The sequence below is a fragment of the Mesobacterium pallidum genome, assembly GCF_019966535.1.
Classification (GTDB): domain Bacteria; phylum Pseudomonadota; class Alphaproteobacteria; order Rhodobacterales; family Rhodobacteraceae; genus Mesobacterium; species Mesobacterium pallidum.
The window spans coordinates 160194-181242 of sequence record NZ_JAIMID010000010.1 but is presented as its reverse complement, the minus strand read 5'-3'; the positions used below and the strand labels follow the sequence as shown (position 1 = coordinate 181242).

General features: G+C 66.1%; 22 protein-coding genes. 14 read left to right on the top strand and 8 right to left on the bottom strand.

Annotated elements, in window-relative coordinates:
- Position 1: 1 nt before the first annotated feature.
- From MF270_RS16070 to MF270_RS16055, 4 genes are read right to left on the bottom strand one after another with little or no spacing between them, the layout of a single operon-like run.
- Positions 2-877, bottom strand: a complete 876-nt coding sequence (locus tag MF270_RS16070) for an HpcH/HpaI aldolase/citrate lyase family protein (protein WP_238366925.1) — start codon at positions 875-877, stop codon at positions 2-4.
- Positions 874-1326: a MaoC family dehydratase gene (locus MF270_RS16065; RefSeq protein ID WP_238366924.1), complete on the bottom strand. Its 453-nt coding sequence runs from the start codon at positions 1324-1326 to the stop codon at positions 874-876. The genes MF270_RS16070 and MF270_RS16065 overlap by 4 nt, the downstream gene beginning before the upstream one ends.
- A 10-nt stretch (positions 1327-1336) precedes the next feature.
- Positions 1337-2539 (bottom strand): acetyl-CoA acetyltransferase, encoded by a 1203-nt coding sequence (locus MF270_RS16060; protein ID WP_238366923.1) that lies wholly within the window; start codon positions 2537-2539, stop codon positions 1337-1339.
- A 3-nt stretch (positions 2540-2542) separates the two neighbouring features.
- Positions 2543-3973, bottom strand: a complete 1431-nt coding sequence (locus MF270_RS16055; protein ID WP_238366922.1) for a hypothetical protein — start codon at positions 3971-3973, stop codon at positions 2543-2545.
- A gap of 129 nt (positions 3974-4102) precedes the next feature.
- Between MF270_RS16055 and MF270_RS16050 the strand changes: the two genes are divergently transcribed.
- The 6 genes from MF270_RS16050 (at position 4103) to MF270_RS16025 (ending at position 9572) form a co-directional block, all read left to right on the top strand.
- Positions 4103-4867 (top strand): glucose 1-dehydrogenase, encoded by a 765-nt coding sequence (locus MF270_RS16050; RefSeq protein ID WP_238366921.1) that lies wholly within the window; start codon positions 4103-4105, stop codon positions 4865-4867.
- Complete coding sequence (locus tag MF270_RS16045; protein ID WP_238366920.1) at positions 4867-5298, top strand: PaaI family thioesterase; 432 nt, start codon at positions 4867-4869, stop codon at positions 5296-5298. Before MF270_RS16050 ends, MF270_RS16045 begins: the two co-directional genes overlap by 1 nt.
- Positions 5299-5314: 16 nt before the next feature.
- Positions 5315-6109: an enoyl-CoA hydratase-related protein gene (locus MF270_RS16040; RefSeq protein ID WP_238366919.1), complete on the top strand. Its 795-nt coding sequence runs from the start codon at positions 5315-5317 to the stop codon at positions 6107-6109.
- A gap of 3 nt (positions 6110-6112) precedes the next feature.
- Complete coding sequence (locus MF270_RS16035; RefSeq protein WP_238366918.1) at positions 6113-7327, top strand: acetyl-CoA hydrolase/transferase family protein; 1215 nt, start codon at positions 6113-6115, stop codon at positions 7325-7327.
- Positions 7328-7411: 84 nt separating this feature from the next.
- Positions 7412-8572, top strand: a complete 1161-nt coding sequence (locus MF270_RS16030) for an acyl-CoA dehydrogenase family protein (protein WP_238366917.1) — start codon at positions 7412-7414, stop codon at positions 8570-8572.
- A gap of 82 nt (positions 8573-8654) precedes the next feature.
- Entirely contained in the window at positions 8655-9572 is a 918-nt protein-coding gene (locus MF270_RS16025; protein ID WP_272490773.1) for a DMT family transporter, read from the top strand.
- A gap of 97 nt (positions 9573-9669) precedes the next feature.
- Here MF270_RS16025 and kce read toward each other — a convergent pair whose 3' ends face one another.
- A complete protein-coding gene (kce, locus tag MF270_RS16020) occupies positions 9670-10620 on the bottom strand; it encodes a 3,5-dioxohexanoate:acetyl-CoA acetone transferase (RefSeq protein ID WP_238366915.1) in 951 nt (316 codons plus the stop codon).
- Positions 10621-10769: 149 nt separating this feature from the next.
- On the opposite strand from kce, the gene MF270_RS16015 reads away from it, so the two are divergent.
- From MF270_RS16015 to MF270_RS16000, 4 genes are all read left to right on the top strand, one after another.
- The gene (locus tag MF270_RS16015; RefSeq protein WP_238366914.1) at positions 10770-11249 is read left to right on the top strand and encodes a MarR family winged helix-turn-helix transcriptional regulator; all 480 of its coding nucleotides are present in this window, start codon (positions 10770-10772) and stop codon (positions 11247-11249) included.
- 81 nt (positions 11250-11330) lie between these two features.
- Entirely contained in the window at positions 11331-12476 is a 1146-nt protein-coding gene (locus MF270_RS16010; RefSeq protein ID WP_238366913.1) for an acyl-CoA dehydrogenase family protein, read from the top strand.
- The gene (locus MF270_RS16005; RefSeq protein ID WP_238366912.1) at positions 12476-12976 is read left to right on the top strand and encodes a PaaI family thioesterase; all 501 of its coding nucleotides are present in this window, start codon (positions 12476-12478) and stop codon (positions 12974-12976) included. Before MF270_RS16010 ends, MF270_RS16005 begins: the two co-directional genes overlap by 1 nt.
- The gene (locus tag MF270_RS16000; RefSeq protein ID WP_238366911.1) at positions 12973-14439 is read left to right on the top strand and encodes an AMP-binding protein; all 1467 of its coding nucleotides are present in this window, start codon (positions 12973-12975) and stop codon (positions 14437-14439) included. Before MF270_RS16005 ends, MF270_RS16000 begins: the two co-directional genes overlap by 4 nt.
- Here MF270_RS16000 and MF270_RS15995 read toward each other — a convergent pair.
- Positions 14436-15782, bottom strand: a complete 1347-nt coding sequence (locus MF270_RS15995) for an enoyl-CoA hydratase-related protein (protein WP_238366910.1) — start codon at positions 15780-15782, stop codon at positions 14436-14438. The two genes, MF270_RS16000 and MF270_RS15995, sit on opposite strands and share 4 nt — an antisense overlap.
- A 156-nt stretch (positions 15783-15938) precedes the next feature.
- On the opposite strand from MF270_RS15995, the gene MF270_RS15990 reads away from it, so the two are divergent.
- Both MF270_RS15990 and MF270_RS15985 read left to right on the top strand, forming a co-directional pair.
- Positions 15939-16820 (top strand): SDR family oxidoreductase, encoded by an 882-nt coding sequence (locus tag MF270_RS15990; RefSeq protein WP_238366909.1) that lies wholly within the window; start codon positions 15939-15941, stop codon positions 16818-16820.
- Positions 16817-17602 carry an enoyl-CoA hydratase/isomerase family protein gene (locus MF270_RS15985; RefSeq protein WP_238366908.1) on the top strand — a complete coding sequence of 262 codons (786 nt, stop codon included), beginning with the start codon at positions 16817-16819 and terminating at the stop codon, positions 17600-17602. Before MF270_RS15990 ends, MF270_RS15985 begins: the two co-directional genes overlap by 4 nt.
- A 24-nt stretch (positions 17603-17626) precedes the next feature.
- Here MF270_RS15985 and MF270_RS15980 read toward each other — a convergent pair whose 3' ends face one another.
- Positions 17627-18097, bottom strand: a complete 471-nt coding sequence (locus tag MF270_RS15980) for a PaaI family thioesterase (protein ID WP_238366907.1) — start codon at positions 18095-18097, stop codon at positions 17627-17629.
- Between the two features lie 122 nt (positions 18098-18219).
- Between MF270_RS15980 and MF270_RS15975 the strand changes: the two genes are divergently transcribed.
- Positions 18220-19014, top strand: a complete 795-nt coding sequence (locus MF270_RS15975) for an enoyl-CoA hydratase/isomerase family protein (RefSeq protein WP_238366906.1) — start codon at positions 18220-18222, stop codon at positions 19012-19014.
- Positions 19008-19778 (top strand): SDR family NAD(P)-dependent oxidoreductase, encoded by a 771-nt coding sequence (locus MF270_RS15970; RefSeq protein ID WP_238366905.1) that lies wholly within the window; start codon positions 19008-19010, stop codon positions 19776-19778. The genes MF270_RS15975 and MF270_RS15970 overlap by 7 nt, the downstream gene beginning before the upstream one ends.
- Before the next feature lie 76 nt (positions 19779-19854).
- Here the strand turns inward: MF270_RS15970 and MF270_RS15965 are convergent, their stop codons facing one another.
- A complete protein-coding gene (locus tag MF270_RS15965) occupies positions 19855-21042 on the bottom strand; it encodes an ABC transporter substrate-binding protein (protein WP_238366904.1) in 1188 nt (395 codons plus the stop codon).
- Between the last annotated feature and the right edge of the window lie 7 nt (positions 21043-21049).

Below are 21049 nucleotides of genomic sequence, written 5' to 3'. Positions count from 1 at the left end.
CCTATTGCTCGCGCACTGACGCCAGCGTGCGGCGGGCGGTCTTGAGGTGCGGTATGTCGTACATTTTCCCGTCGATCCCGATGGTGCCGAGATCCGGGTTTTCCTCGAAGGCCGCGACGATCCGGCGGGCGAGAGCGACGTCATCGTCCGACGGCGCGAAGGCCGCGTTGATCCCGGCGACCTGCGCCGGATGGATCGCAAGACGACCCAGGAACCCGTCACGCCGCGAGATGCGGCAGGCGGCCCTCAGCCCCGCGTCGTCGCGGAAATCGGCATAAAGCGTATCCAGCGCGGGGACGCCTGCATTGGCGGCCGCGAACAGGCACAGCGACCGGGCCAGCTGGTACGGCTGCGTCCAGTCTCCGTCGGGGCCCTTGTTGGCGGTCGCGCCGACCACCGCGCCCAGGTCCTCGGCGCCCCAGGTGAGCGCGGCAAGACGCGGATGGGCCGGCGCGTAGGAGCCGAGGTTGAACATCGCCGCCGCCGTTTCGGTGGCCACCACGATGGTCTTCACCGTGCCGGGGTCCATGCCCGCCGCCGCCTCGAGCGGGTCGATCATGTCGGACAAGGTCGCGACATCCTGCCCGCCATTGGCCTTGGGCAGCACGATCCCGTCGAGACCGGGCCGCACGACAGCGGCCAGATCGTCCGCGGTCATGCCGGTGTCGAGCGGATTGACCCGGACCCAGAAGCCCCAGTCGCGCGGCGCATTGGCCGCGTCGATCCAACCCGAGAGGCCGGTGCGCGCCGCCACCTTGCTGGGCGGGGCCACGCTGTCTTCGAGATCGAGGATCAGCCCGTCCGCGCCGATCCCCTTGGCCTTTTCGAACTTCTTCTCGGAATCCGCCGGAACAAAGAGGAGCGAGGTGAGCCTCATGCCGGTTCCTTCATCATCAGCGCGAGGCGATGACATTCGCAGACCACCTCGCCCCGCTGGTTCAGCCCGCGATGGATGAAGGTGACGATGCCCTGCGTGGGCCGCGACTTGCTTTCGCGCATTTCGACGACCTCTGTCGTGGCGCGGATGGTGTCGCCATAAAAGACCGGCTTGGGAAAGGTCGTCTGCTTAAAGCCGAGGTTGCCCACGGTGGTGCCCAGGGTCGTGTCGCCGACCGACAGGCCGATCACCAGCCCAAGCGTGAAGATCGAGTTGACCAGCGGCTTCCCGAATTCGGTCCCCTCGCAATAATCGTAATCCAGGTGGATTGCCGCCGGGTTCATCGTCAGCGTCGTGACCAGGATGCTGTCGCTTTCCGTGACGGTGCGGCGGGTTTCGTGTTCGATCACCTCGCCGACGGTGAATTGGTCGTACCAGCGTCCAGCCATGCGTTCCTCCCTAGAGCCGCCCAAAAATGGAAACCGAGGACACCGAGTTGGACGGCTGGCCTCCGAGGTTGTGTGTCAATCCGAAGTTCACGTCGCGCAGCTGCCGCTGGCCGGCCCTGTCGGTGAGCTGCGCATAGACCTCGTAAGCCATGCGCAGACCGCTTGCCCCGACCGGATGGCCAAAGCACTTGAGCCCGCCGTCCACCTGCGCGGGAATCGCCCCGTCGCGGTCATAGACCCCGTCCAGGAAATCGTAGGCGCCGCGCCCCGCGTCCGAGAGCCCGAGGTCCTCCATCGTGACAAGCTCGGTGATCGAAAAGCAGTCGTGGACTTCGGCGACGCCGATATCGGCCTTCTGGTTCCGGATCCCGGCCTCGTCATAGGCGCGCCTGGCCGCGATCTGGGTATTGCGGACCGAGGCGCCGTCCCATTCGCCATAGGCGTTTTCCCACCCGTGCGAGGTGCAGATCTGCATCGCCTTGACCGCCACCAGGTCCTCCAGCGCCTTGCCGAGGGCCCTGGCCTTTTCCGGCGTGGTGACGATGGCGCAGGCTGCGCCGTCCGAGACCCCGCAGCAATCGTAAAGGCCCAGCGGGTCCGCGATCATCGGCGCGTTGAGTATCGTGTCCATGTCGACCGGCTTGCGCAGATGCGCCTTGGGGGCAAGCGCGCCGTTCTGGTGGCTTTTCCAGCTCACATGCGCCATGCCGCGCTTGAGATCCTCGTAAGAGATCCCGTGCCTGGCCCGATAGGCCCCGGCAAGCTGCGCAAAGGTGCCGGGGGCAGAGCCGTAGGGCATCCACAGGTCATTGGCGAGGCCCTTGGTCTTGATCGGCAGGCCGCCGAACCCGGTGTCCTTGAGCTTTTCCACCCCAAGCGCAAGCGCCACGTCCACGGCCCCGGCCGCGACCGCGTAGACCGCGCCGCGCAGCGCCTCGGTCCCGGTGGCGCACATGTTCTCGACCCGGGTGACCGGGATGTTCTGAAGCCGCAGCGCCGTGGCCAGCGGAATGGCCGAATTGCCGATGTTCACATCGTCCAGCGCCGCGCCAAGCCAGGCGGCCTCGATCGCGGATTTCTCGATCCCCGCATCCGCCAATGCCTCGGTGAAGGCCTCGACCATCAGGTCGTCCGAAGACATGTTCCAGCGCTCGCCGAATTCGGTCAGCCCCATGCCGAGAAGGACGACCTTGTCCTTGATGCCTGTGGCCATCTCTCAGCCCTCCTCGGTCAGGGACGGCCGCGTCAGCGGCGCGGCCTTCCAGAAATACGTGCGGAACTGGCGCTGGCGGTCCATCGCCTTGATGCGGAACCGCATGCGGACCGACTCGCCCACCTCGGGGGTCGGCCCTTCGACGTCGCAATGTTCCATCGTGACCCGCGCGCCGTTCTCGAACTGGACAAGCCCGAAATAGAACGGCGGATCGGGGGTGAAGTTCAGCCGGTCGGCCGTGATCGAGGCGACCCTGCCGGGCACGTCGCGCAGCACGACGTCCTCGTAGGCCTCGGGGCCGGTCGCATCCGGGCGCACCGGCACCGGCGTTTTGGGAAACTGGACGTTCCCGCCGGCATCGCGACCGCCGACAAAGCCGTGCATGTCGCGCCCGTGGCGCAGCAGCGTTGAGGCAGAGACTTTCTGATTGACCTCTGCACGCGGCCCCCAATCGAGGACAAGCGCGCCGGCCAGGTTCAGAAACCGACTGAGGGAGGACAGCACGGCCCCCTGCCCCAACGCATCCGTCGCAGAGCGGTCGCCCGCCCCGGTGACTTCGAACACGAGAATGTCGCAGCCGTTGCCGAATCCTGCGACCAGCACGCGCTCGCCCGGCTTGGCCCGGTCGAGCGCAAGAGCGAGACCGAAGATCGGCATCGCCGCGCCAAGATCGCCTGCGGCTGCGGCAATCTCTTCGCAAAGATTGGGCGCGGTCAGGCCGGTCAGTTTCGCAACGGCGCGGTAGGTGCCGCCCACCGGCTCGGGCACGACGGCAAGCGCGATGTCGGCGCCGGTCAGCCCGGCCTTGTCCAGTGCGGCCGTGATGCCGGGCACGTAGACCTCGGACACCGCTTCATCGCGCACGAAGCGCGCTTCGGATTCGTAGGGCGTGCCGCGCTCGGTCGTGGTGACGATGTCCAGCAGGTCGGCGTTGATCGTGACCGTGGCCAGGCAGGTGGCAATCCCCGCGCCCGGCCCGACCGAGACCGCGCCGGCGCCATCGCCGAACGCCATGATCTGGGTCGTGCCCGCAGTTGCGCGACGCTTTTCGCCCGCGGCGACCAGTTCGGTGCCGGTGCCGCTCAGCGCCCGGATCAGCGCCGAGGTGGCGGCGCGGCGCGAGCCGCCGGTATCCTGCGTGGCCAGCGCGGGGGGCAGATGCAGCGCCTCGGCCACCAGCCCGGCCATGGACCGGTCGACAAAGGGCGAGGAGGTGGAGGCAAAGGTCACGCCCTCGGGCGTGGCCTCGCCGATGGCCAGGCGCGCCGCCTCGACCGCCATGGTCAGGGCATCCTCGTCCCAACCGGCAACCGCCCGGCGCCCCTTCCCGCTGCCGCCAAGTCCGGACCAGCGCAATTCCTTTCGCGCGACGCTCCGGTCGAACCGCAACAGGGGCAGGTAACCGGATGCCGTTTTCACGCTGTTGGCGGACATGTATGGCCTCCTTCGAAGTTTCTTCCAAAATAACCTTGCAAGCGTACCGTACGCAAGCATATTATTTTGGTAACGGACGAAATCGCGGGACGCAACGCGGCCCGCTTGCATGGATGAAAGGGAGGCAACGTGCTGGATCTTAAAGGGAAAACCGCAATCGTCACCGGCGGCGGACAGGGAATCGGACGCGCGATCACTTTGCGCCTGGCCCAAGAGGGGATGAATGTCGCGATCTTCGACATGAACCCGGACGCCTCGCAGGCCACGGTCGACGAAGCCGCCAGCCATGGCGGAACGGTCCGGATCTACAGTGTGGACATTTCCGACCAGGACGCGGTGAACGCGGCCGTGGCGAAATCCGAAGACGAGGTCGGACCGACCTGGATGCTGGTCAACAACGCGGGCTGGGACAAGCCGGCGCCGTTCCTTGCCACCGAAAAGGACCTGTGGGACAAGATCATTGCGATCAACCTGTCGGGCCCGCTCAACACGCACAAGGCCGTGCTGCCGGGCATGGTCGAACGGGGCGGCGGGCGCGTGATCAACATCGCTTCCGACGCGGCGCGGGTCGGCACCTCGACCGAGGCGGTCTATTCGGCCTGCAAGGGCGGCATCATCGCCTTCACCAAGTCCGTGGCGCGCGAGCTGGCGCGCAACAACATCCTCATGAATGCCGTCTGCCCCGGCCCGACCAACACGCCGATGATGCAGACCGTCCTTGGCGAAGGCGAGCAGGCGCAGAAATGGAAGGACGCCATGGTCCGCGGCATTCCGCTGCGCCGCATGGGCGAGCCCGAGGATTACGCGGGCATCGTGGCCTTCCTTGGCTCTGGCGATGCCGCATACATCACCGGCCAGACCATCTCGGTCTCGGGCGGGATGAACATGATCTGATGGCGGCTGCGACCGATCAGGACGCGGCGCCGCCGGCCGGGTTCCGCCCGCTGGACAACGCGACCGAGGCGGAACGCTTCAACGGCCCGTTCTTCATCGACGAAGGCCGGGCGGTCATCGGCTTTCGCGCCCTCGACCGACACATGAACGCGGCGGGGACATGCCATGGCGGCATCCTCGCCGTCTTCGCCGACATGCAGGGCTATGCGCTTGCGGTCGGCAATTTCTCGGGCGCGGCGCCGACGATCACGCTGGGCATCGACTTTCTTGCCCCCGTGCAGGCGGGCGACTGGGTCGAGGCGACGCCCGAGGTGACGCGGGACACGAAATCCCTCACCTTCTTCCAGGGCATGATGCGGGTGAACGGTCAGCCGGTCGCCCGCACCAACGGAATCTACAAGAAACGCCCCACGGGGCAGACGAAACGCTAGCAGGAGGAGCCCAGCAATGAGCAAGATCCCCGAATTCACCGACATCCTGTATGACGTGAAGGGCCGCGCGGCCTGGATCACAATCAACCGCCCCAAGGTCTACAACGCCTTCCGCGGCCAGACGCTGGAAGAGCTCATCACGGCCTTTCACCTGGCGGGCAACGACAAGGACGTCGCCTCGATCGTGCTGACGGGCGCGGGTGACAAGGCGTTCTGCACCGGCGGCGACCAGTCGGCCCACGAAGGCAATTACGATGGACGCGGTGTCGTGGGCCTGCCCATCGACGAGATCCAGGGCCTGATCCGCGACACGCCGAAGCCGGTGATCGCGCGGGTCAACGGCTTTGCCATCGGCGGCGGCAACGTGCTGGTCACGCTTTGCGACATGGCCATCGCGGCCGACACCGCCAAGCTGGGCCAGGTCGGACCCAAGGTCGGGTCCTTCGATGCCGGTTGGGGCACCGCCCTGCTGGCGCGGACCGTCGGCGAAAAGAAGGCGCGCGAGATCTGGTTCCTCAACAAGACCTATACCGCCGCCGAGGCCGAGGCGATGGGCCTGATCAACAAGGTGGTCCCGGCCGCCGAGTTGGACGCCGCCGTCACCGAATGGACCGATACGCTGGCCGAACGGTCGCCCACGGCCATCGCGTTCCTCAAGCGGTCGTTCAACGCCGACAGCGACAACATCCGCGGCATCTCGAACCTCGCGCTCCACGCGGTCAAGCTGTACTACGCGACCGATGAATCGAAGGAAGGCGTCAACGCCTTCAACGAAAAGCGCAAGCCCGACTTCCACAAGTTCGTGGACTGAGCCGTGGCGCCGGACCGGATCACCGCCGACCAGATCGCCGGCCGCCTGCCCCGGACGGGGCGGGTCTGGATCTCGGGATGCTCGACGGATGGTCCGGTTCTGCGGGGCGCATGGGCCGGGCACCGGCTGCCGGGCCTGACCTTTACCGGCATCTTCGTGCCCGGCCTGAACGATCTGACCGCGGTGCTGGACACCGGCGCAGGGATCGAGACCTTCTTCATTACGCCCGAGATGAACGCGGCGTCGGACCAGGTGCGCTACCTGCCGTTCTGCTACCGCGACATCGGCGCCCATCTGCGCGCCGCGCCGCCCGATGCGGCGGTCGTCATGCTGGCGTCGCCGGACGCGGACGGCCTGTGCAGTTTCGGCCCGGTGACCGATTTCATTGCCGACATCTGGCAGCAGGTCCCGGTGCTGATCGCACAGATCAACCCGGCCCTGCCCGCCACGCGCGGCACGCCGGGCATCCCGTTCGACCGCCTGACCGCGGTGGTGGAGGCCGAAAGCCCCCTGCCGCAGCAAGATCCCGGCACCGACGCGACCGCGCAGGCCATCGCGGCCCATGTGGCCCGGTTGATCCCCGACGGGGCCACGCTTCAGACGGGGGTCGGACGCATCCCCGAGGCCGTGTTGCGGGGGCTCACCGGCAAGCGCGATCTGGCGATTCATTCCGGCCTCATCGGCGACAGCACGCTGGACCTGCTCGAGGCCGGCGCCCTGCGGCCCGAGGCCCCGATCACAGCGGGCGTCGCCATCGGGACCGACCGGATCTACGGCGCCATCTCGCGACCGGAGTTCGCGTTCCGCCCACCGTCGCACACCCATGCCATCGAGGTTCTCGCGCGCATCGACCCGCTAGTGACGGTCAACTCGGCCATCGAGGTCGACCTTGCGGGCAATGTCCATGCCGAGGCGACGCCGCGCGGCCCTGTTTCGGGCCCCGGCGGCGCGTCGGATTTCGCCGCCGGCGCTCGGGGCGCGAGTGACCTGCGCATCATCGCCCTGCCCGCGACCGCCGGCAAATCCCGGGTCAGCCGAATCGTCCCCGCCGGGACAGGCACCGGCCCCGTGTCGCTCGGGCGATTCGACGTGGACGTGGTGGTGACCGAAAACGGCGTGGCCGACCTGCGCGGAAAGGGCCCGGCAGAGCGCCGCGCCGCGTTGATCCGCATCGCCGATCCCGCCCATCGGAACATCCTGTCCGGCGAGCCGGAATAAACTACATACACATACAAACCGTATGGTTGCTTACGACATGGGTCACTGATAAAGTAACCTAGTGTACGAAATGAAAGAGCCGAGATGATCAAACGCGACCTGTTCCGGGAAGAGCACGAGATCTTCCGCGAATCCGTACGGAAATTCGTGGAAAAGGAGATCATCCCCTACCATGCCCAGTGGGAAAAGGATGGCGTGGTCCCGCGCGAGCTGTGGCTCAAGGCCGGCGCGCAGGGTCTTTTGTGCTGCACCGTGCCCGAGGAATACGGCGGGCTGGGGCTGGATTACCTGTTCGACGTGGTGGTCTTCGAGGAACTGTGGAAGGCTGGCGCGTCGGGGCCCGGCTTTCTGATCCACACCGACCTGGTGGCGACCTACATCAACAGCTTCGGCACCGAGGACCAGAAAAAGAAGTTCCTGCCCAAGATGGTTTCCGGCGAATGGATCGGCTCTCTGGGCATGACGGAACCGCATGCCGGATCGGATCTCAAGGCGATCCGGACCAAGGCCGTGCGCGAAGGCAACGAGTTCGTCGTGAACGGCCAGAAGGTGTTCATCTCGAACGGGCAAAGCTGCGACGTGCTGGTGCTGGCCACCAAGACCGACGGCGATGCGGGCGCCAAGGGCGTGACACTGTTCCTGGTCGAGGGCGACCGCGAGGGGTTCAAGCGCGGCAAGAACCTCGAGAAGCTGGGGATGCATGCGCAGGACACGTCCGAGCTGTTCTTCGACAACATGCGCCTGCCGCCCGAGAACATGCTGGGCGAAGAGGGCCAGGGCTTCAGCCTGATGATGACCAAGCTCAGCCAGGAACGGCTGGCGCAGGCGGTGCGGTCGACGACCGTGGCGGAATCGGTCATCCAGATGACCGTGGATTACACGCGCGACCGCAAGGCCTTTGGCAAGTCGATCTTTGACCAGCAGAACACCCAGTTCGTCCTGGCCCAGCTGGAGGCCGAGGCGACCTCGATGCGGGTCTTCACCGACAAGTGCATCACGCTGTTCATGGACGGCAAGCTGGACAGCGTGGACGCGGCCAAGCTCAAGATGCTATCCACGCAATTGCACTGCAAGGTGGTCGACGAATGCCTGCAGCTGTTCGGCGGTTGGGGGTACATGTGGGAATATCCCATCGCGCGCGCCTATGCCGATGCCCGGATCACCAAGATCGCCGGCGGCTCGATCGAGATCATGAAACTGATCATCGCACGCGAAATGGCCAAGCAAGCCGAAGCGCGCACCTGATACCTCCCTGACCTGGCGGCGCCTTGGCGCCGCCATTTTTCACGTGTGGACAGGGCCGGGGACACCGCGTAACGGAGCTGTCATGACGAATGTGGACGCCCCTTTGACCGACATGGCTGCGCGCAACCGACGCGGGCTTGTCCTGATGACATGCGGCTTTCTCGCGTTTTCCTGCGCTGACATGCTGGCCAAGGTTCTGACCGCCGAATTCCACGCGTTCCAGATCACCTGGGCGCGGTTCTTCGGGCTGATGGCCGCGGTCCTCTTGATGCTCGCCATGAAAGGCCCCGGCATCCTGCGCACGCGCAAGCCGGGCCTGCAGCTGTTTCGCGGCGCGATTGCCGTGGTCTCGTCCCTCAGCTTCGTGGTCGCGGTCCAGCACGTCCCGCTTGCCGAAGCCGTGGCGGTCAGCTTCATCGCGCCGTTCATCGTGACATTCCTCGGCGCAGTGCTGCTGCGCGAAAAGGTCGGACCCCGCCGATGGGCCGCGATCACGGTGGGATTCCTGGGCGTGTTGATCATCATCCGCCCGGGCGCCGGCGTGTTGCACCCGGCCATCGCCTTTGTCGTGCTGGCCGCGACCTGTTTCGCCGTACGCCAGATCGTGTCACGCTCGCTCGGCAACGGCGAGGCGACCGTGACCACCGTGGCCTATACCGCCCTGACGGCCTGTGCGCTGTTGCTGGTGCCCATGGTCCTGGTCTGGAAGACGCCGACGGACCCGCTGTACATCTTCTGCTTCGCGCTGATGGCCGCCTGCGCCGCGATCGGAGAGCTTCTGATCATCCGCGCCCTCGAAATCGCGCATGCGGTGGTTGTCGCTCCGATGCACTATTCGCTGATCCTCTTTTCGACGTTCTGGGGATTCCTGGTGTTCGGCGATCTGCCCGACCTGTTCACATGGATCGGATCGGCCGTCGTCGTGGCCTCGGGTCTTTACACGATCTACCGCGAAAGCCGGCACGCGCCCGTTGTGCCCCCCGCCACCCCAATGGTCTGAGCCCTTGCGTCGGAGGCACCAAGAACATCGCCCGCCCGATGACGGGCGGGCGTTCAGGCCGGACCAGGTGCGGACCGGTTTACGTTAGGGCCTACGCTCAGAACCCGACCGCCCCCGGCCCCTTGAGATCGAGCATCTCGCGCGCTTCGTCCGGCGTCGCGATCTCGATGGACAGCTCGCCCAGGATGCGCACGATCTTGGCCACCTGGTCAGCGTTGGACTTGGCCAGCTCGCCCTTGGAAATGTAGATCGAATCCTCGAGTCCGACGCGCACATGCCCCCCGGCCAGCGCGTTCGACACGGCAAACGGCATCTGGTGCCGCCCGGCCCCGAGGCAGGACAGGTAGTAATCCTCGCCGAACAGGCTGTCGGCCGTGCGGCGCATGTGGGCCAGATGTTCAGTCTCGGCCGCGATGCCGCCCAGGATGCCGAACACGCCCTGGATGAAGAACGGCGGCTTGATCAGACCGCGCTCGGCGAAATGGGCCACGTTGTAGAGATGGCCGATATCGTAGCATTCGAATTCGAACCGCGTGCCATTGGCCGACAGCTCGGACACGCCCCGTTCGATCTGGGCGAAGGTATTGGACAGGATGAAGTCCTTGGTCATTTCGAGATAGGGCTTTTCCCAGTCATTCTCGAACTCTGTGATCCGCCCGGCCGCACCGGAGATGTTGAAGTTGAGCGAGCCCATGTTCATCGAGGCGACTTCGGGCTTGGCCCAGACCGCGGCGGCCAGGCGGTCGTCGAGCGACATGCCAAGGCCGCCCCCGGTGGTGATGTTCACGACCGCGTCGCAGCTTTGCTTGATGCGCGGCAGGAACTGGGCGTAATGCTCGGGCGATTGGCTGGGCTGCCCGGTCTCGGGGTGGCGCGCATGCAGGTGCAGGATGGCTGCGCCCGCCTCGGCCGCCGCGATCGCCTCGGACGCGATCTGGTCGGGCGTGATCGGCAGGTAGGGCGACATCGTGGGCGTATGGATCGACCCGGTGATGGCGCAGCTCACGATGACTTTCTTGGATTTCCGCACTATTTCCTCCCTCGCCATGTTCGGCTTTCCCCAAGATAGTATGCTACCGTATCAATGACGTAAAGCCGAAGTGTCACCGTCTGGGTTATTATCCGCTTGGTTACTTGTAGACTGCGCAATATATGTTAGCTAATAAGGTCGAAATCTTACTAACTGGACGGTCACATATGGAAAACGACACAAGATCTTGGGAGCTTCGGCTAGGTTATCTTATACATGATGTTTCCCGCCTGAGGCGTGTGAACTTCGACCGAGAACTCGCTCCACTGGGCATCACCCGCTCGCAATGGTGGGTCCTCGCGTTCATTTCGCGCAATGACGGCCTGCCGCAGACCAAGCTGGCAAACGATCTGGACGTCGGCAAGGTGGCGCTTGGTTCGCTCATCGACCGGCTGCAGGGCGCCGGGTTCGTCGAGCGCGTCGCCGACGAGAAGGACCGGCGGGTCAAGCGCGTTTTCCTGACCTCCAAGGCCCGCAAGCTGATAGACGACATCGCGCCGGTGACGGCGAATTTCAACCAGGAGATCCTCGAGGGGATTTCGCGCGAAGACCTAGAGATCACGTCAAAGACCCTGTTTCAAATGAAGCAGAACCTCGTCGGCCTTTCGAACCCCGACGACCTCAAATCATCCCAGCTGGACGCATAGCGTTGCGCCACCCGAAAAGGTAATCTACCATACCATAAATTGGCGAACGATTAATGCCGCCGTTGGATATGGGAGAATCAGGTGCTGACCAACCGCGAGATCTACGACGACACGCATGATCAGTTGCGCGACGTCGTCCGGCGCTTCTGCCAGCGGGAAATCGCCCCGCATTTCGACACTTGGGAACGCAACGGCATCGTGGATCGGGCGCTGTGGGGCAAGCTGGGCCAGACCGGCCTGCTGTGCCCCTCGGTTCCCGAAAGCTTCGGCGGCCTCGACGCCGATTTCCGGATGCACACGGTCGTGGCCGAAGAGCTGGCTTATTCCGGGTTCATGGGCCCTGCGGCGGATGTCTCGGTCCATTCCGATGTCTGCCTTGGCTACCTGCTGTCCCAGGCCAATGACGAACAAAAGGCCCGCTGGCTGCCCGGCATGGTCGACGGAAGCCTGGTCTGTGCCATCGCGATGACCGAACCCGGAACCGGGTCGGATCTGCAGGGCATCCGCACATCGGCCCGGCGGGACGGCGACGACTGGATCATCAATGGTGCCAAGACCTTCATCTCGAACGGGCAGCATGCCGACCTTGTCATCGTGGTGACGCGGACCTCAGAGGGGCGCGGGTCGGGCAACATGAGCCTGATCGTGGTCGAAACGGACCGACCCGGCTATGCGCGGGGGCGCAACCTCGACAAGCTTGGCCAGATATCGGCGGACACGTCCGAGATTTCGTTCACCGATGTGCGCGTTCCGGTCGCCAACACGCTGGGTCCAGTCGGTCAGGCGATGGGCATCCTGATGACGGAACTGCCACAGGAACGGCTTGTCATCGGCGTGACCTCGATCGCCGCTGCGCAGAAGGCATTCGACATCACGCTGGCCTACGTACGTGAGCGCGAGGCCTTCGGCAAACCCATCGGCACGTTCCAGGTCACGCGGCACAAGCTGGCCGACATGGCGACCGAGCTGTCGGTCGGCTGGGCGTTCATCGATCAGTGCATCTCGCGTCACCTGCGGGGCGCGTTGACGACCTACGACGCCTCCAAGGCGAAACTCTGGGCCACCGAGTTGCAGGGCCGCGTCGTCGACGCCTGCGTTCAGCTGCACGGCGGCTACGGCTTCATGCGGGAATACGAGATCTGCCGGCTTTACGCCGATGCCCGCGTGCAACGGATCTACGGCGGCACGTCGGAGATCATGAAAGAACTCATTTCGCGGAACCTCTGATGACCGACACCGACCGCATCATGGACATGCTCGTCCGCGAAACGGACCCCGCCCCGCCCGAAGGCTTCCACCGGATCGGGGATCGCGGCGGCTACGACCTGCTCATCGGGCCGTTCTTCGGCAAGATGGAGGACGGGCACATGATCCTTGCCTTTCGCTGTGCCGAACGACACGTCAACGGGCGAGGGGTCTGCCACGGCGGCATGATGGCCTCGCTCGCGGACCAGGCCGCCTATGCCGTACGGGTGTCGGGGGGAGTCGTGGACCACAGCCTCGTGACCGTGTCGCTGACCATCGAATTTCTGCGCCCGGTCGACCGGGGCGACTGGGTCGAGGTGCGCACGCGGGCCAACAAGCACGGCCGCACCCTGCATTTCGCGCAGTTCACCGGCACGGTTGGAGACCGCGCGGTGCTGCAGGCGAGCGCCGTGTTCATGGAGGCAGGCGACGATCCCGAAGGGCCCGTTTCGCTTGCCGCCGTGCTTGGCACCGACGCATGAGACCCGGCCTGCGCGACTGGGCGGACCGCGACCCGGCGCGCGCGGCCCTCGTTCTCGATGGCGGAGCGGTCTGGACCTATGCCGAACTCGAGGCGCGCAGCAACCGCTTTGCCCAGGCCTTTCGCGCCAATGGGCTGGCGCGCGGGGACCATGTCGCCGCGCTTGTCGGCAATGCGCCCGAGATCGTGGCGCTGTGTTGGGCCGCGCATCGCACGGGTGTCTACCTTACGCCCGTGCCCACGCGGCTCAGCCCGCGCGAGACGGCCTATATCGTCGCGAACTCCACGGCGCGGCTGGTGTTCGCGGCGCCGGATTTCTCGGCGCAGCTGGCCGAGGTGGGGGTGCCCGTCCTGCCGCTCGATGTCAGGGACCATCCGGCCGACCCGGTGACGGATGAAAGCCCCGGCGCGTTGATGATGTATTCCTCGGGCACGACGGGCGCGCCCAAGGGGATCCTGCGCCCCCTGCCCAGCCCCGATCAGGCCCACCTGCTGCCGGGCTTCGCCCGTGACCTTGTCCAGCTGTTCGGCCTGTCGGACCGCACGCGCTACCTGTCGACCCAGCCGCTTTACCATGCGGCCGCGCTGCGCTTTGTTCTCGCCGTGACGGCCGCCGGGGGCACCGCGGTCGTCATGCCGAAATTCGACGCCGCGCGCGCCCTCGAGCTGATCGATGCGCATGGGCTGACGACAAGCCAGTGGGTGCCGACCATGTTCCGCAGGCTGCTGGCGCTTCCCGAAGACCTGCGCGCGGCCTTTTCGGGCAAGACCCATGTGCAGGCGCTGCACGGGGCTGCGCCCTGCACCCCGGCGCTCAAACGGGCGATGATGGCGTGGTGGGGGCCGATCCTGACCGAATACTACTCGGGCAGCGAGGGGGTGGGCCTGACGATGATCGACGGCCCGGGCTGGTTGGCGCATCCCGGCTCGGTCGGACCCGCGATCAAGGGCCGGCTGCACATCCTTGGACCGGACGACGCCGAATTGCCGCCCGGCGAGACGGGGCGCATCTTTTTCTCGGGCATCCCGCCGTTTGCCTACCTGGGCGATCCCGAGAAGACAGCGGGCAAGACCAGCCGGCAGGGATACCAGACCTTCGGCGACATCGGCCATGTGGAGTCCGATGGCTATCTCTACCTGTCGGACCGGGCCGACGACATGATCATCTCGGGCGGCGTGAACCTCTACCCGCAAGAGATCGAGGCCGCCATCGAATCGGCGCCGCATGTCGCCGCCTGCGGGGTCGTCGGCATGCCGGACCCCGAGTTCGAGGAACGGCCGGTGGCCTTCGTGGTGCCCGCCGCCGGGGCGCCGGACGATCTGGCCGATCTGGTCCGGTCGCATCTCGACCGGACCCTGGGACGGGTCAAGCATCCGCGCGAGATCGTGATTGTCGAAAGCCTGCCGGTCACCGAGACCGGCAAGCTGCTGCGCCGCGCCCTGCGCGCTCTGCCGACAGGTTAGGCCGCCGAAGCTTGCCGGCACCCCTCTGCCCCGAATTGCGCGAGGAACAGGAAGGGACCGCCCAGATAGCCGGGAAAACCTGCCGCCCGCGTCGTGGCGCAATCGACCATGTTGCGGTCGGCGTCGGGCACCCGGTCCGTCCACGTTTCGGCGGCAAGCGCCACGTCGGACAGGATGGCCAGCGCGGTCGTCTCGGTCTCGTCGCGGGGGGCAAGGAACCATTGCGGCAGACGCGCGGCGGTCTCGGCGGCCTGCGCCTCGTCCCAGGTCACCGGGCCGTCGATCGTGATCCCGGCGAATTTGGCGGCCGCCTGCCCCACCGCGCCGCGCTTGGCAATCGCGGCACGGGTCGCCTCGGCCATGGCCGAGGTGAAACCGTCGAGGTAGTCCGGCAGCGCGTCCTTCCGCTTGCGCCGGTCGAATTCGACCCGGCCGAGGAACTGCGCGGCAATCATGTTGCGCGGTTCGATCCGCTGGACGAGATCCTTGAAGATGTCGATCTCGACGGCCACCGCCTCGTCCATGTCCACGACCAGCCCCCTGTACAGACAGTCGAGGATCGCGGGTTCTGCCGGGTAGTGTCCGCCTTGCTTGCGCAGGATCTCGGACCGGGTCGGGTCGACCTCTGCCTTGACCTCGTCCGCTGTCGGGTTCCGCCAATCTGCCCGATCCCACGGTTGGCGCGGGTCCGGGTTGGACCGGATCCAGGCTTCCGCCGCGGCGACCTCCTGTCCGGATGCCACGACCTCATGCGCAAGGCCAAGATCGAGCGACTCCTGCGCCGTGAACCGACCGGCTTCCAGCAGGATCGGCAGGCTTGGCCCGATCCCGACAACGCGGGGCATCCGCTGCGTGCCGCCGCCGCCGGGCAACAGCCCGACCAGCGATTCCGGCAGGCCCAGCGCGACGCCCTTGGCATCCGTCAGCACGCGGTAATGACAGGCCAGCGCCAGCTCGCACCCGCCGCCAAGCGCCAGCCCGTTCACCGCAACCGCGACCGGCTTGCCCGCCGTCTCGAGCTTGCGGAAGGCGCGGCCGATGGGCGAATATTCCTTGACCGTGACGGCATCGCGTTCGGCTTCGGGGGTCGACATGATCATTTCATAGGCCGAGGACAGCTCGCTCAGATCCGCCCCGGCGCAGAACGCCGTGTCCTTGCCGGAATAGATCACCACGCCCTTCACATCGGCCGACTTGAGCCAGTCGGCAAAGGCCTCTGCCTCGTGGATCGCGCGGTTCGAGAAGACGTTCATCGAGCGGCCCGGCGCATCGAAGATCATGTGGACGATCCCGTCCTCCGTCCTCTCGAGCCGAAATTCCTTCAGGTCCGGAAACTCCGTCATATCCCGCGCTCCCTCTCCGCGTTTTCAATGGTCAGGTCATTTATAGTATGGTAGCGAACCATTGCAACACGTGACGCGACACTTTAATACTCTGACGTACTTTACGGTACACATATCATCTGCCGCGCTGCGTCGGAGTCAACGGGAGGACATGACATGAGCCCATATCGCAAGGACCTGCTGGCCGGGAAACGCATCCTCGTGACCGGAGGCGGTACAGGTCTTGGCAAGGAGATGTCGGTTGGCTTTGCCGCGCACGGCGCCCATGTCGCGATCTGCGGACGGCGCGAGGACGTGCTGAAGGACGCCGTGGCCGAGATCGAGGACCGCTCGGGCGGGACGGCCGAGTATCGCACGGTGAACATCCGCGACGCGGAGGCCGTCGATGCGATGGTCGAGGACCTCTGGCAGGGCGGCCCGCTGACCGGATTGCTCAACAACGCGGGGGCGAACTTCATCGCGCCGACCGAATCGATCTCGCACCGGGCCTACGATGCCGTGCGGGCGACGGTGATGGACGGGTCGTTCTACGCCACCCATTCCTGCGGAACGCGCTGGATCAAGGGCGGCCTGCCGGGCACGGTGCTGTCGAACCTCGTCACCTGGGTCTGGTCGGGATCGGCCTATGTCGTGCCCTGCGCAATGGCCAAGACGGCGATTCACGCGATGACGATGAGCCTTGCGGCGGAATGGGGCAACAAGGGCATCCGCCTCAACGCCGTGGCGCCGGGCCCCTTCCCCACCGAGAACGCGTGGGAGAAACTGAACCCCATTCCGGGCTCGTCCTTCGGCGCGACCCAGCCTGACATGGTGCCGCTGCGCCGCTTTGGCGAAATGGACGAGCTGCGCAACCTGATGATCTTCCTGATGATGGACGAATGCCAGTATGTGAACGGGGCAACGATCCCGATCGACGGCGGCCACCGCTTGACGGCACATTCGACCTTTGCCGAAATGAGCAAGATGACGGACGAGGACTGGGCGAAGGCGCGCGAGGCGCTGACGGCCTCGCAGGCGAAGGAGCGCAAGGGGCGGTGAGCGACGAGAGCATGCTCCTGGACGGGCTGGACGGCGACGTCGCGGTCCTGACGCTGAACCGACCCGACAAGCTGAACGCCCTCACCGACGACATGGTGCGCGCCTTCTTCGCGGCGCTGGACAGGGTCGCAACCAGCCGCGCCCGCGTGCTGATCGTCACCGGGGCCGGGCGCGGATTCTGCGCCGGGTTCGACCTGTCCCTGGCCGATGGCGTGGCGGGCGACGACCGCCCGGAAACCGATGCATGGATGGCGCGTCAGGAACGCTATGCCGCCATCGTCACGCGCCTGCGCGACATCCCCCAACCCACGATCGCGGCGGTCAATGGCGCCGCGGCCGGCGCCGGGCTTGGGCTTGCCCTCGGGTGCGACACGCGAATCGGATCGGACAAGGCCCGATTCAACGCCGCCTTCATCAAGGTCGGCATGTCCTCCTGCGATATCGGGGTCAGCTACCTGCTGCCCCGTGCCATCGGGACGACCCGCGCGGCCGAGATGATGCTGACCGGCCGGATGGTGGAGGCCGCCGAGGCAGAGCGCATCGGGCTGATCCAGCGGATCACCGCACCCGATGCCCTGATGGACGAGGCGCAGGCGATGGCCGGTCAGATCGCACAGAACGGATCACTCAACACCTGGCTGACCAAGCGGGGCATGTGGGCCAACCTCGAGGCCGGCAGCCTTGCCGCCGCGCTCGAGCTTGAGAACCGTACCCAGATCCTGATCCGCGGGACGGGCTCGCTTGCCGAAAGGGCGGCAAGCCGGGGGTTCACCAGAAAGTAGGTCCGCGGCCCCGGCCGCCCGGCTTCAGGTCGGCCGGGTCGGCTCTTTCGCGCCGGTATCATGGCGCATGATGCGGTAGATCGCGTTGGTGCGCGCGATGGCCCGGTCTTCGGCCATGACGATGGCCTGCGTGAACAGCATCTTGCCGGTCTGCTTGACCAGCTCCGGCTCCATCCAGATCCAGTCGCCCAGCTTGCCGCTTTCGAGGTAATCCACCGCGATGCTCACGGTCGGCGAGAACTCGAACAGTCCCAGCGCCAGCTTGATCGGCCGCACCTGCAGGTCGCAGAACGTGGCGATGAAGCCACCATGCAGGAACCCGCCATGGTTGATGTGGCGTCGCTTGACCCGGAAGCCAAGCTGGAACCGCCCGTCCGCCTCGCGTTCGTAATAGGGGCCGGCGAATGTTTCAGGCTCACCATAGGGGATCTGCGCGTATCCCGCCGGCGGGGTGTCCGGCTCGTTGGTGAAAGAGATGGTTTCTGGCGTGGTCATCCCTGCCCTTTCCGCGCTGTGTTTCGTTTGTTCTTTCGCACGCGGACAGGCTAGACTAACAGTACGCTAGAATACCATACTAAAATGTACGATACTTGCGAAATGCGGAGGAGACGGGAAAGATGCGGACGGATTACAAGACGCTGACCTGCACGACAGACGAGGGCCTGGCCCGGATCACGCTGACAGAAGCAAAGCGTGGCAACCCGATTGACGGGGATTTCTGCAAGGATTTCTGTGACCTCTCGGTCGCGCTCTCGGTCGATCCGTCGGTGCGCGCCGTGTTCATCTCGGCCGAGGGACGGTTCTTTTCGGTCGGGGGTGACATCCGGGCCTTTCTGGCGGACCGCGCGGGCCTGCCGGCCAAGGTGCTGGATTGGACCGCCAGCCTGCATGCCGGGCTCGCCCGCTTTCAACGCATGAACGCGCCGGTGATCACGGCCGTGCACGGCGACGCGGTCGGCGGCTCGGTCTCGCTTGTCGCCCATAGCGACGTGGCCTTCGCCGCGGCCGGCACGAACTTTGTCGCCGCCTTCACCGGCATCGGCTATTGCGGCGATTCCGGCTCGACCGTGTCGCTGTCGAACCGGATGGGGCTGGCCCGGGCCAAGCGGTTCCTGATGCTGTCCGAAACGCTCACCGCCGAAGAGGCGCAGGGCGCGGGCCTGGTCGATTTCGTCGTCCCGGCAGAGGAGCTGATGGCGCAGGCCGAAAAGACGGCCCGCAAGCTGGCTGCCGGGCCGACACGGGCTTACGGCGAGATCAAGCGCACGATCCTGTCGGCCCGGACCGAGCCGTTCGAGACCCAGCTCGAGCACGAGGCGCAGGCGATGGCCCGTCTCGCCGCCACCGACGACGTCTGGGAAGGGCTGACCGCCTTTGCCGACCGTCGCAAACCCGACTTCAAGGGGTGCTGATCGTGGGGCGGTACGACCTCGAGGGTCGGCGCGCCCTGGTGACCGGGGGCGGGTCCGGGATCGGACTGGCCACGGCGCGGCTCTACCTGGAAAACGGCGCGCGTGTCGCGCTTTGGGGCCGCGACATGGCCAAGCTCGCCGCCGCGCGTGACGCCCTTGGCCCGCTTGGAGAGGTGACGATCGCCTCGGTCGACGTGTCGGACCCCGCGCAGGTGTCGGCGGGGGCCGAGGCGCTGCTCGGGGGTTGGGGCGGGCTGGACATCCTGTTCAACTGTGCCGGCCACAACGTCGCCTTCGGCCCCTTTACCACACTGACGCCGGACGTCTGGCGCAAGGCGCTCGCCGTGAATCTCGACAGCGTGTTCCACACCTGCCAGGCGTTCCTGCCGTCGATGATCGACGCGGGCTGGGGCCGGGTGATCAACACGACCAGCCAGGCGGCAAAGGACGGAAGCCCCCAGATGGCGCCCTATGTCGCGGCCAAGACCGGGGTCATCGGCCTGACCAAGTCCATCGGGCGCGAGCTTGCGACAACCGGGGTTCTCGTGAACGCCATTTGCCCGACCGTCTTTGCAACGCCCCTCGCGGACGAGGCGGCGGCGGCCACCCCGGGCGCGATGGACGCCGCTGTCGCGATGATCCCGATGAAGCGAAAGGGCCAGCCGGAAGAGGCCGCCGAGCTGGTGGCCTGGCTGTCCTCGCCGGCCTGCAGCTACAGCACCGGGCATGTCTACGACCTGTCGGGCGGGCGCGCGGTCTACTGACCCCGCAGCACGGCATCGGCCCATGCAGAACGGGCGCGCGACGGATCGCGCGCCCGTTCCAGTTCTTGGCGGTCGATCAGTTCGACGCGACCAGCGGGCAGGCGCTGTCGGCAAGCGGCTGGGCAATGCTTTCGCCATCGACCTTGCCGGTGATCTCGAGGAAATCCCAGTCGCCCGTGCTTTCGGCCAGGGTCTTGGTCCGGTAGGACAGGACATCGCGGACGACCGCTCCGTCCTCGCGGATCGTGGCGGTGTCGCCGTTGATCAGCGCCATCGGGTTGTCGCGCATCCACGCCTGAATGGCATCCGCATCGGTGCCGCCCGTGGCCTCGATCGCCTTCAGGTAATGGGTCGTGAATTCATAGTGGTACGCGTTGGTGAACGTCGGCGGACGGCCGAAATCCTCGCGGAAGCGATCCGAGAAGGCCCGCGTCGCGTCGTTTTCGTCCCAGTAGAACTGGATCGTCCCGGTCACGTTCTGAAGGGTGTCGAGGCCGGCCGACTTGATGTCGGTATCGGCCAGGTAGAACGGTGACAGGCTTTGCTGCACACCGAATTCCTGTGCCTGCTTGGCGATGGCGTTCTGCCATGCGCCGAACGTGGCCAGCGCGATGTTGGTCGCCCCGCTCGACTGCGCCTGCAGCAGGAACGACGAGAAGTCGGTGGCCTGCGGCGAATGGACGACCGACCCCTTGACGGTGCCGCCATTGGCCTCGATCGCCTTGGTGGCCTGCGCTTCCAGGTCGTGGCCGAGCGCGTAGTCGACGGTGATGAAGTACCAGTCCTTTGCGCCGGCCTCGAGCTGCGGCAGGGTCACGGCCCGCGCAAGGGTGCCATTGTCGAGCAGCAGCATGATCTGGTGCGGACCGCAGCTTTCGTTGATGAGCCGCGAGCTGGACGCGCCCATGGCCATCGTGACGTTCTTGTCCTTGATGAGATCGCTGACCGCGAGGGCCACGGCCGAGTTGTCGACGTTCAGGATCAGGTTGACGCCTTCGGCATCGACCCATTCCCGCGCGGTGGCAAGGCCGAGGTCGGGCTTGCCCGCGTGATCGGCCACCAGCACTTCGATCGGCTCGCCGTTCACTTCGCCGCCGAAGTCCGCGATCGCCATGCGCGTGGCATGCAGCGCGGCTTCGCCTGTCATGTCCGCCTGTGCGCCCGTCAAGGCGCCAAGGTAGCCGATCGTCACCTCGGCCTGAGCGGCGCTTGCCGCGACAAGCGCGGCGACAGCGGCCGCGACGAACTTTGTGGAACGTTTCATTCTGGTC